At 66.4% G+C, this 10,980-nt stretch carries 11 protein-coding genes and 1 pseudogene; 10 read left to right on the top strand and 2 right to left on the bottom strand.

Going from position 1 to position 10,980, the window contains the following annotated elements; translation table 11 throughout:
* Nucleotides 1-507: pseudogene (locus tag BM355_RS13805) on the bottom strand (IS5 family transposase); the annotation flags it as partial.
* A 196-nt stretch (nucleotides 508-703) separates the two neighbouring features.
* Here BM355_RS13805 and BM355_RS13800 point away from each other — a divergent pair.
* The 9 genes from BM355_RS13800 (at nucleotide 704) to BM355_RS13760 (ending at nucleotide 9,067) form a co-directional block, all read left to right on the top strand.
* A complete protein-coding gene (locus BM355_RS13800; protein WP_143109532.1) occupies nucleotides 704-1,345 on the top strand; it encodes a hypothetical protein in 642 nt (213 codons plus the stop codon).
* Nucleotides 1,346-1,412: 67 nt separating this feature from the next.
* Nucleotides 1,413-1,730 carry a hypothetical protein gene (locus tag BM355_RS13795; protein WP_091699707.1) on the top strand — a complete coding sequence of 106 codons (318 nt, stop codon included), beginning with the start codon at nucleotides 1,413-1,415 and terminating at the stop codon, nucleotides 1,728-1,730.
* 31 nt (nucleotides 1,731-1,761) lie between these two features.
* Nucleotides 1,762-2,892, top strand: a complete 1,131-nt coding sequence (locus BM355_RS13790) for a TrbL/VirB6 family protein (protein ID WP_091699705.1) — start codon at nucleotides 1,762-1,764, stop codon at nucleotides 2,890-2,892.
* 39 nt (nucleotides 2,893-2,931) lie between these two features.
* Nucleotides 2,932-4,521, top strand: coding sequence for an SCO6880 family protein (locus tag BM355_RS13785; protein ID WP_245760837.1), 1,590 nt, complete (start codon nucleotides 2,932-2,934; stop codon nucleotides 4,519-4,521).
* A 56-nt stretch (nucleotides 4,522-4,577) separates the two neighbouring features.
* On the top strand, nucleotides 4,578-6,032 hold the full coding sequence (locus BM355_RS13780; RefSeq protein ID WP_245760836.1) for a conjugal transfer protein TraC: 1,455 nt from the start codon (nucleotides 4,578-4,580) through the stop codon (nucleotides 6,030-6,032).
* On the top strand, nucleotides 6,029-7,903 hold the full coding sequence (locus BM355_RS13775) for a type IV secretory system conjugative DNA transfer family protein (RefSeq protein ID WP_091699701.1): 1,875 nt from the start codon (nucleotides 6,029-6,031) through the stop codon (nucleotides 7,901-7,903). Before BM355_RS13780 ends, BM355_RS13775 begins: the two co-directional genes overlap by 4 nt.
* Before the next feature lie 9 nt (nucleotides 7,904-7,912).
* On the top strand, nucleotides 7,913-8,314 hold the full coding sequence (locus tag BM355_RS13770) for a hypothetical protein (protein ID WP_091699698.1): 402 nt from the start codon (nucleotides 7,913-7,915) through the stop codon (nucleotides 8,312-8,314).
* The gene (locus tag BM355_RS13765) at nucleotides 8,311-8,610 is read left to right on the top strand and encodes a hypothetical protein (protein WP_091699695.1); all 300 of its coding nucleotides are present in this window, start codon (nucleotides 8,311-8,313) and stop codon (nucleotides 8,608-8,610) included. Before BM355_RS13770 ends, BM355_RS13765 begins: the two co-directional genes overlap by 4 nt.
* Nucleotides 8,611-8,632: 22 nt before the next feature.
* The gene (locus tag BM355_RS13760) at nucleotides 8,633-9,067 is read left to right on the top strand and encodes a hypothetical protein (RefSeq protein WP_245760835.1); all 435 of its coding nucleotides are present in this window, start codon (nucleotides 8,633-8,635) and stop codon (nucleotides 9,065-9,067) included.
* On the opposite strand, the gene BM355_RS13755 is transcribed toward BM355_RS13760, so the two are convergent.
* A protein-coding gene (locus tag BM355_RS13755) for an IS3 family transposase (RefSeq protein ID WP_091699693.1) occupies nucleotides 9,030-10,303 on the bottom strand; the annotation gives its coding sequence in 2 pieces (ribosomal slippage) (nucleotides 9,030-10,033 and nucleotides 10,033-10,303; 1,275 coding nt in all). The two genes, BM355_RS13760 and BM355_RS13755, sit on opposite strands and share 38 nt — an antisense overlap.
* A 59-nt stretch (nucleotides 10,304-10,362) precedes the next feature.
* Here BM355_RS13755 and BM355_RS13750 point away from each other — a divergent pair.
* Nucleotides 10,363-10,809 (top strand): hypothetical protein, encoded by a 447-nt coding sequence (locus BM355_RS13750; RefSeq protein WP_091699690.1) that lies wholly within the window; start codon nucleotides 10,363-10,365, stop codon nucleotides 10,807-10,809.
* The last annotated feature ends 171 nt before the right edge of the window (nucleotides 10,810-10,980 follow it).

The raw sequence follows: 10,980 nt of genomic DNA, 5'->3' as shown, positions 1-10,980 counted from the left end.
GCCAGCGGCCGGCCCCGGCCATCGACGGCGTGGTGGATCTTAGTGGTCAGTCCACCGCGGGAGCGCCCGATGCCGTGACCAGGCGGTTCAACCTCGGTCAGCGGCAGTTTCTTCTGATTCGCCCCGGCCCCCTGTGTCCTGGTCCGGGCGGGTCGTGTTCGTGGCGTGCTGATGGGCTCGGGCGATGGTGGCATCGACCGAGACGGCCCAGTCGATCATCCCGGCCGCATCGGCCTGGGCCAGCACCTGGGTCAGGACTCGGTCCCAGGTGCCGTCCGCGGCGTAGCGGCGGTGGCGTTTCCACACCGTCTGCCACGGCCCGAACTGCTCCCGGGGCAGGTCCCGCCACGGGATCGCGGTCCGGTACCGGAACGCGATGCCCTCGACCACCCGCCGGTGCTCCCCGAACGGGTGCCCGCGCCGGCCCTGATTCGAGGGCAACAACGGCTCGATCCGCGCCCACTGCTCGTCCGTGAACACCCGATACCGCGATCCCGTTGATCTCACCCGACCAGCCTGCCCCGAGCCTCACCACAGATAAGGGAGACACGCCCTAGACCGAGGACTGGTCTGTGGGGGATCCACCCGTGAGGGTGGGTCCCCCTTTCTGCGTTAGAGGGGGAGGACGCGACACACACCTTGGGTGGTTGAGGACGAACTGGCAGCGAACGTTCACCAACACCACCAGCTGAAGGGCACACCAATGCTCGATGGAATCTCCCCCAGTGGGCTTGAAGGACCGGCAGGACTGAACTCCCTGGCAGGGATGTTCCTGGGTACCGCGATTGTGGCCGTGACCATCGGGGCCATCATCGGTGTGGCCCTGTGGCTGGGCAGCAAGGCCGGGAAGGTGCCTAACGGTGCCGCTAAGGGGCTGCGTGCGTTCGTGCTGGCCCTGGTCGGGGCCGTGGTGCTCTCCGGTGCCGCCGGGGCGATCAAGTTCGGCTCGGAGATTGGTACCGGGGAGCTGATGCCCGAGGCGGCCCGTCAGCAGGACGTCGTGATCGATAAGAAGGCTCCGAGGACCACGTGTGTGGAGAAGGCCGTGCGTGACTTCGACAAGGAGGACCCCAAGATCCCCAACGACCAGCGAGCTGCGCTGGTGCGCACGCTGGCCGGGGATGTGGATCTACGCAGTCGCGGCGACTGGGATGGCAGCGGAGGGGACGTGGCCATCGAATCCGTCAAGTGGCAGCCCACGGGTCCGGACTGTTCTGCCGAGAACCAAGTAGCTGCAGCGTGCACTGAGGTCGAGGTTCGTACCGGACTGCAGGCCAACGCAGTGGGTGGTCCGTCCAAGGAAGTGAAGAAGTTCAAGGTCGGCGGGGACTGCTCCGCGTCGTGAATAGGTTTCTGTGCCCGGCGTGGGCGTGGAGGGACCCCGCCAGGCGGGGATGAGGAAAGGAAACAGGATGTTCTCTGCTATCAAGACCGAGCTGATGCTGGCCACAGTTTCAACAGGAGTCAACCCCGGGATCAAGCCGGATATGTCTGCACCGTGGATGGATGCACTTCGCCAGGTCGGTGGATGGATCCTGGGATCCGTCATTGTGGCCCTGGCGATCTTCGGAGTGATCGCCGTGATCGTCTGGATCGCGGGCAAGGTCTCCGGTTCCGGTCGGACCCAGGAGGCCTCGCTGTCGACACTGCTGTGGATCCTGCTGGGGGCGGCCATCGTCGGCGGCATCTCCGGGGCCATCGCGTGGGCCGGCGGCATCCAGCTCTTCTGAGCCAGCACGGTAGCCAGAGAGGAGGGGGAGCATGGACTTCGCGAAGATCTTGCACGAGGGCATTCTGGGGTTCGCCCAGTCCTCGTGGGCTCTGATCCGTGATTCTTTCAGCGCCGGGTCGATGACCTCGGAGTGGTGGATCACCGTGGTCGGTGGCCAGGTCGTTACCCGCGTGGATGGGTCGGTGGTCTCTACGGTGGATCACCCCGGGATGCTCAATGTGGTGGTGATCGCGATGATCCCGCTGCTGATGATGTTCGTGGTCCTGCAGGTAGTGCTCTCGGTGTTCCGTGGATCCACGGCTGGGATGGTGCGGGCCCTGGTCGTGTCCGTGGTCGCGGTGCCGGCGATCTATGTGGTCACTGGCATCATCTGGGTCGTTCTGGCCGCGGTAGACCGGCTGACGATGTGGATCCTGAGCATCGGGGCCAACAACGGGGAAGCCGACGCGCTGGGGGCCTTGCTGAACCTGTTCGGCTTGGCCTATGACCCGGCCACCGGGGACGTGCTCGTGGATGAGAACTACGAGCAGTGGGCCATGGCCGCGGAAGGAGGGGACCCGGGAAAGTTCATCATGCCTTTCTTGGTGGCCCTGATCATCTTCCTGGTCTGCCTGGTGCTGCTGCTGATGATGATGTTCCGCCTGGTGGCCGTGATTGTGCTCACCGTCTTTGGCCCAGTGGCCATCTTCAGCCTGGCCCTGGAGCCGGCACGGGCGGTGGGTTCACGCTGGGTCTCGATACTGATCGGATTGATCGTGGCCAAGCCGGTGGCCGCCGTGATCATGAAGATCGGGATGATCGCTGCCTCGGTGGGATCATCCTGGGTCCAGCTGGCGGCCGGGATCATTCTGATCCTGATGGCAGCGGCCATGCCCCTGGCTCTGCTCTCGATGGTCTCCTTCGTCACCGGCGGGGCCACCGACAACATCGAACGTCAGGCCGTGATGGGTGGTCAGCGCGTGTTCAACTCCTCGCGCTCGGCTGCACAAGGCACCACCCGAGTTGCGGGGCGTGCAGGCCGTGGAATCGGGCGAGCACTGAGCAGCCGGGGCGGTTCATCTGGCCCACGAGGGCCTGTGTCTCCAGGGGGCGGTGGGGCAGCGCGTCGAGCGCAGGCTCCGCCCACGCGCAGCCCGGGCCTGCGCTCCCCGGGCAACTGAGCAGTGCACCACCAGTGAATGACTTTGAAGGGTATGGACATGAGTGAGATCGCATCGCCGTGGGACGGCACCAGGTTCCCGCGTGAGAGGACCACCGGGGTGGTCCTGGGCCTGAACCTGGTCCAGACGATCACCGCTGGGATCGGGGCAGGCATGGCCCTGCTCTCGATCATGCTGGGAGGCTTCCCGGCCGGGTTCATCACCGGCATCGTGATCCTGGTGATCTTCGCCGGCCTGGCCATTCCTAAGATCGCCGGGCGGGCACCGGTGGAGTGGGCCTGGCGGTACATCCGGTATGGGGTTCGGGGCGCCCAGTCCCAGCTGGTCTTCGTCCAGCGTGAGGCAGCCGATGAACTCTACGCTGGCCAACCCGAGCCCTCGGCACCGGTGTTGGGCGCTTCGGTGCAAGGCAACGGCCGAGATGAAAAGGGCCGGATCGTCCCGGGCCCTGGTGCCCGGTTCCGTCTGCCCGGGGAGGCCAACGAGCTGAAGGTGTACACCCTGCCCAACGGGGCTGCCTTCGTGTTCGACCCGCGCAAGGGCGAGGGCATCGTCTGCGCGAAGGTCATGACCTCCAAGGGCTTTGATCTGGAGTCCTTCGACACCCAGGAGGACCGCACCACGCACTGGCGCGATGGGATCTCGGCGGCCGTGAGGCTTCCCGGTGTGGCCCGGGTCCAGTGCTCGGATCAGACCACGCTGATCTCCGGTGCCCGGGTGAAGGAGTTCTACGAGGTCAAGGGCCAGGCTGTGGTGGCTGCTGGTGGTGTGGCAGGTGCGAGCCTTGAGCCGTTCCTCCATGCCAGCTTCGAGGAACTGATGGCCGAGGCCCAGGACACCCCGGTCCATGAGATGTGGATGACACTGGTGCTCAGCCGTGAGGTGCTCTCTCGACGTATCAAGGCCCAGGGTGGTGGCCTGCCGGCGTTCATGGATGTTGCCCTGCAGGTGATGACCACTATCGAAGGCGCGCTGCCTGCATCGGGCACCTCCGTGGTGGCCTGGCACTCTCCACGCTCATTGGCGGCACTGTCCCGCTCGGCGTTCGATCCGGACTCCACCGTGCAGATCTCCGAGCGGTCCGGTGACTGGGTGGGGGTCAGCCCCTCCTCTGGTGGGCCGGTCGCCATGGAGGTCTTCAGCGACCACGTGCGCACCGATGGGTTCCTGCACCGGACCTACAAGGTCTCGGAATACCCCCAGTCTCAGGCGCGTCTGGGGTTCCTGGATGCACTGGTCTTCGCCGGAGACTTCCGGCACACAGTGACCACGATCTATCAGCCCACAGACGGGCGAGCTGCGCTGCGCAAGCTGCAGCGGCGCAAGGCGGACTGGACCACCTCGGACCGGCTGCTGAAGAAGCTGGATCGTCAGCCCTCGATGGAACACGAGCGGGAGTGGGAGGACATCGAGCGAGCCGAGGCTGAGCTGGTCGATGGACACGCGGCGTTGTGGATGAGCGTGCTGGTCACGGTTACCGGCCGCGATGAGATGGAGCTGGAGGCCAACTGTGGTGACCTGCTGGCCAAGGCGGTCACGGCCAGTGTGGAGCTGCGCAAGCTCTACCTGGAGCAGGACTCGGGGCTGCTGGCAGCGGCCCTGCCGTTCGGATGGGTGGAGAAGGCATGAAGAAGGCTGGCAGGAACCAGAATCAGGTTGAGCTATTCGATTTCGTTCCCGAGACTATGGAGCGCGGTCGGGCCAAGAAGTCACACCGGCGGCAGGTGCGCCGGGCACGGGCCCAGGCCCTGGCCGCCGTGCGAGCAGGACAGAATCGCGGTGAGGACGAACTGGCCTTCCCTCCCCGCAGCTTCGGGCCGGGTGGGGAGCGCCGGGCGAAGTCCCTGCACGGGCTGAAGACGTTGAAGATCACCGGGGTGGACACCACCGCGCATGCGGCCGCCACCGGCTACCCCTTCGTGGCCGGGCCTTCGCTGGGGGCGGAGGGGATCTACCTGGGCCGGGATCTGCATGGTGGGGGAGCGTTCTGCTTCGACCCGTGGTCCCTGTACCGGCAGGGGGTGATCTCGGGAATGTCCGCGATGTTCTTCGGCCAGGTCGGCACCGGCAAGTCTTCGCTGGCCAAGTCTTTCGCCATCCGTTCGGTGCTGGCCGGACGCAAGCTCTCGGTGGCCTCGGACAAGAAGGGAGAGTGGACCATCGTGGTGCGGGCCTTGGGTGGTTCGGTCATTCAGATCGGTCCTGGGATGGGCACCCGTCTGAACCCGTTGGATCCGGGCACCCGCCCGGGCCTGGACACCGACGGCAAGCCGCTGATGGATCAGGGGTGGGCGATGATGGTGCGCACCAGGCGCATGGCGATCCTGGTCACCCTGGCCAAGATCCTCACGGGCCGGGACCTGGAACCAGCCGAGCACTACGTGCTCTCAGCGGCCCTGGACAGGGCCGAGGGTGCAGCGGAGAGCCAGCACCGGGTGGTGGTGATCCCGGACGTTCTGGTGGGCCTGGATCAGATGCGTAAGGAGGAGGACCAGTACGCCTCCGAGGCCGCGTCGGTGATGTGGATGACCCTGCAGCGGATCGTCTCCGGTGACCTGGCGGGCATGTTCGATGGACCCTCCACGGTGGACTTCGACCGGGATGCCCCGGCCGTGTCGATCGACACCTCCTCGCTGAACGGTGCCAGTCCCGAGGCCGCGCGCGTGGTCAACGCCTGCGCGGGAGCCTGGACCGAGGCGATGGTCACCACCTCTGATGGTGGTCAGCGCCTGGTGATCTACGAAGAGGGATGGGACAACATCTCTTCCGAGGCGGACCTGCGCCGGATGGTCGAGGCATGGAAACTGGCCAGGGCCTACGGCATCTTCAACATCCTGATCATGCACAAGGTCTCGGACCTGGACATGGCAGGAGACCAGGGATCGAAGATGGCTGCGATGGCCAAGTCCCTGCTGGCCGATGCCGATGTGAAGGTGATCTACCGCCAGGATGCCTCCGCCCTGCGGATCACCACGGATGAGATGGAGCTCTCGGACCGGGAACGAGCACTGATCAAGACCCTGCCCAAAGGGACCGGGCTGTGGAGGCTGGGCAACTCTTCGTTCGAGGTCAAGAACGATCTGACCCGGGCAGAGATTCCTCTGTTCGACACCGACGCGAGAATGGACATGATCGCATGAGCCTCCTCAGAGCAGCAGGGGACCAGGCAACGGGGTACCGCGAGTGGGTCGTGCCGGCCCTGGGACTGGGAGTGATCGGCCTGTATGGGCTCTTCGTGGTGGTGGGCAACCGGGTCAACGCCTTGGCCTGTGGGTCCGCGCCGGCTCCGGAGACGATGTTCGACCCGTTGAGCTTCTTCGTCACCGCGGACCCGGCAGTGTTCGGGTCCTCTGGTGGGTGCACCGCACCGATGTGGATAAGCCTGACCGCGCTGATCGCACTGCTGGTGGGCCTGGGGGTGCTGGTCGGGGCCGGCGCCTACGCCTGGTCGCGCTGGAAGCAGTCTGACGCGGCTTTGATCAAGGACATCCGCTACCGCGAGGGCATCGCCCGTCGCCCGGAGATCCGCAAGATGGTCGGGCCCGGACACGCCAGGTCTCTGGGCAAGAAGATCCGGCCCTCGGTGAAGAAGCCCACCACCACGGACGTCTCCCTGCACTTGGGTGTGGCCGAGGGGGTGCCCGTGCACACCACCCTGGAGGAATCGGTGGTGCTGATCGGGCCGCCCCGTTCGGGTAAGGGCCTGCACCTGCTGATCGGGGCGATCCTGGATGCTCCGGGTCCGGTGATCACCACCAGCTCACGAGCAGACAACCTGGGGGCCACCAGTGAGCTGCGCGCAGCCAAGGGCCCGGTGGCCCTGTTCGACCCGCAGGGGCTGACCGGTCAGCCCACCACGTTGAAGTGGTCCCCGATCACTGGGTGCGAGGTGCCCCGAGTCGCCAACCAGCGTGCGACCTCCCTGATCGGTGCCTCCGGGCTGGGATCGTCCTCGGCCAACCAGGAATGGCAGGCACCGGCAGTGACGATCATGGAGTCCCTGCTGCACGCTGCAGCCCTGGGTGGGCGCACGGTGGATGATCTGATGCGGTGGGGCAACAACCCCTCCGAGGCCAAGGAAGCGGTGAAGATCCTCTCCGAGCACCCCGCGGCGGCCATGAACTGGAACCTGGTGCTGCAGGGGATCATCGACGGTGACCCGAAGCTGCTGCAGTCCAAGTGGTTCGGCGTCGAGGGAGCGGTCAAGGGCCTGTCGGTCCCGGAGGTCAGGGACGTGCTCAAGCCCACCAACGTGGAAGAGACCCTGGACATCGACAAGTTCCTGAACGAGAACGGGACCCTGTACATCGTGGGCACCAAGACCGGTGGATCCTCGGCCGGGCCGTTCCTGATCGCCATGATGGATGCGATCACCGAACGTGCCCGTGAGCTGGCGGCCAAGAAGCCAGGCAACCGCCTGGACCCGCCGCTGTCCCTGGTGCTGGATGAGATCGCCAACATCTCCGGGGCATGGCCGGGTCTGACCCAGCTGATGGCCGATGGTGGTGGTGTGGGGATCAGTCCCTTCGCCGTGTTCCAGTCCCTGGCCCAAGCCCGCAATGAGTGGGGCGAGCAGCAGGCCACAGCCCTGTTCGATGCGGCCACGGTGAAGATCCAGCTCGGTGGTGCCTCCAACGTCCAGGACCTGGAGCTGTTCGCCCGGCTGGCCGGCACCCGCCAGATCGTGCGGACCTCCCGCTCTCACCAGCGCGATGGGCACTCCAGTTCGGACCAGCTTCACGACACTGAGGTCCTGACGGTCTCGGAGCTGCGGCGGCTGCCCTTCGGGTGGGGGCTGCTGCTGAACCGCAACGGACGGCCCATCTTGATGAAGATGACCAAGTGGGTGGACCGCAAGGACGGCAAGGCGATCAAGGAAGCCGCGGCCCGGTACAGCAAGGCCTTGGCGGCCGAGCTGACCGGGGGAGCGCAGACCCTGGCCTCGACTCCATCGGCCACTGACAAGGCCGACGCACGGGTGGATGCGCTGGCGGCCGCCCCGATCCGGTGAGCCAGGGCCATGACCAGGTACGGGCTGCACCGCACCGGATCGGAGTCCTACCGGGGGTATCTGCGCTCAGCTCAGTGGGGGTTCCGGCGGGTGCGGTGGTTCCGAGACTGCCGGGCACGCGGGATGGAACCGGCCTGTCTGGTCTGTCAGGTCACACTGGAACAGGCCGGGACGCTGGATCTGCACCACGTCAGCTACGACGGGGTGGTCCAGGAGACGTCCACCGGCACCTGGTCGGCCCAGGAAGCCGACGAGGACCTGATGCCCCTGTGCCGACAGCACCACCAGCAGCTGCACCGGTTGATGGATGCACGCAAGGAATACTTTGGGTGGGACCGCCGGCGGGCCTCGGTGGCGATCATCGCTCGGATGATCCGAGTACAACGACGAGCACGAAGGACCATCACGTGAGCACACCAGTCCAGGCAGAGAACGGTCAGAGCGAGCCGGTGCGCTGCCAGCTCTGTCAGCGCACCTCCGTGCTGGCCTGGCACTGTCTGCAGACCGATGTGCTGGACCGGGCAGAATGTCGGGTCACCGCAGGGGAGGGGATCTGGGTGTGCGAGATCTGTGAGGAAGCGATGCACCGGTGGATGGCCCAGCACCCCGGACCCGGGTCGGCCCGCGCGGCCGAGCAGGAGATGATCGCACGGCTCTCCCGGTTCATCGCCGGTCAGCCGCGCCCGTACCGACGTCGAGAGCACTGAGCAGAATTCAAGGGGGAAGAGCATGGGCGTCTGGACCGATGACGATGATGACTGGCTGGAAGAAGGGGCAGGGACACCGTTGCCCTACCAGGACCAGGACGTGGTGGCCGCGCTGGCTGCAGAAGGGCCCCCGGAATGGTTGGGCACCCGGTGGAGGGAGATCCCGGCTGAGCAGCAGTGGGATGCCTGGAACGGGCTGCGCCGGTGGGTGGACTGGCTGGTCAAGGAGTACCGGCTGACCAACTCTGACGTGCCCGTGTGCTGGTACCGTCACAGCGACATCACCGCCGAGCTCTACGCGGCCATGTGCATGGAGTACAAGGTCTGGGAGGAACAGGCCCCGAACCTGGGGCCGATGATGATGTGGCACCCCAACCTGGCCCAGATGATCATGAACCGTCCCCGGTTCGTTGCCGCTCCTATGCGGGTGCCAGCACCGGCCGTGATGGCGTGGTGAGGTCAGCGTAGTACGCGCTCTCGTACTCCTCGGGTGGGATGTCGCCGAGGGTGGAGTGCAGGCGCCGGTTGTTGTACCAGTCGACCCAGCCGGCCGTGACCCATTCGACGTCGTCGATGGTGCGCAGCGGGCCGGTCCGGAACGGGGAGCTGTCCCGGACGGCCTCGTTCTTGAACAGCCCGATCGTGGACTCGGCCAGCGCATTATCGTAGGCGTCGCCGATCGATCCGATCGAGGCGGCGATGCCCTCCATCGCCAGTGTTTCAGCGAAGGCCACGGACGTGAATTGAGATCCGGCATCACTGTGATGGACCAACCCGTCCTTCACGGTGTGCCCGGCCCGGTCCCGGCGCCACAGTCCCATTCGCAGCGCGGTGGTGACCAACGGGGTCGTCTTCGTGGTCGCGGCATGCCAGCCCACGATCGCGCGCGAGTGGCAGTCGATCACGAATGCGACGTAGACAAATCCGGCCCAGGCTCGGGTGTAGGTGAAGTCAGCGACCCAGCGCTGGTTCGGCGCCTCGGCGGTGAAGTCCCGGTCCAGCAGGTCCGGTGCCCGGGCCGCGTTGCGGTCCGGGACCGTGGTGCGCACGCCCTTGCCGCGCACCAGGCCGTTGATCCCCAGCTGGCGCATCAGCCGGTCGACCCGGCGCGCTGACACCGCCAGGCCTTGGCGCCGCAGCAGCGCGGTCATCTTCCGCCGCCCGTACATCGACTCCGGTGAGGCACCGCCAGCTGCGTCCACCCGTGCGGCGAGGATCGCATCGATGATCACCGCGTCCTCCACATCCCGGGCGCTGGGTTGGGCGCGTTTCCACGCCCGGTAAGTCCGCTCGGCGACCCGCACGCCCTGCTCACGCAGGACCTGGCAAATCGACCCGACCGAGCGGCCCTGGGCCCGCTGGTCCTCGATGAACCCGAGGATCACCGGCGTCGGGGGTCGAGTTCCCCGGCGAAGAAAACCGCCGCGTCCTTCAGGATCGCGTTGGCCTCGCGCAGCTGACGGTTCTCCCGCTCGAGCTGCTTGATCCGCTCGTTCTCGCTGGAAGGTATCCCTTCGCGTTCCCCGGCATCGATCTGGGCCTGGCGGACCCAGCGGCGCAGGGATTCCTTTCCGATGCCCAGTCGGTCGCCGACGGACTGACAGGCAGCGGTCAGGGTGGGGTACTCATCGAGGTGGTCCAGCACCAGGCGGGTGGCCCGCTGCTTGGTTTCCTCCGGGATCCTCTTCGGCATGCTCTCTATCTTCCTTCCAGACTCGAAAGGAAGCGGCATCAAACCGGGGACGGTTCATCATGCGTCTGAAGCAGATGACCAAAGACGCCGGATGCACCCAGAACGGGGCACACAAGGAGCCCGTGGCGTACTCCGAGCGGGTCGGGGCACACGAGGTCGACTACGACGAGGGCGACTGGCTCGCAGCCGCCTCCACCATCCGCACCGAGACCACCGTGGAACGCCCCGCCCAGGGCCGGTCCTACGTGCGCGCCAGCGTGATCGACCCATCCACCGGCCAGGTGCTGGGAGTGTCCACACCGGCCGGGCTACGAGCCCGAACCATTCCCGGAGACGTGAGCGTGAACCTGGCCTACCAGTCCGCGACGCCCGGGGTGGCCGGCATGGTCGCCACAGTGCGGGGTGGACCCGAAGGTGCGGAGGTGGCCTGGGAGATCTCCGAGGACGGACAGACCTGGACCGATCTCCACGCGAACTCAGAGGACACCACCAAGCAGGAATCATGAGCGCGGCCGTGAAACGTTCGTTTCCGGTACGACGCGGGGTTGACGGTCAGCCCTGGGCGACACGCCGAGTGTGGGTTGTGGCTTCGTTCGCTTGGTGGCGGGGTTTTTGCAGCGCTCCGTGGCGGTCTTGTTGCCGCGATCACGCAGGACTGGCTGCAGGTAGGTGTCGCG

Origin of the sequence: Micrococcus terreus, from assembly GCF_900116905.1 — a bacterium.
In the GTDB taxonomy this organism is placed as follows: Bacteria; Actinomycetota; Actinomycetes; order Actinomycetales; family Micrococcaceae; genus Citricoccus; species Citricoccus terreus.
This window is presented reverse-complemented; position numbering and strand designations above follow the sequence as displayed.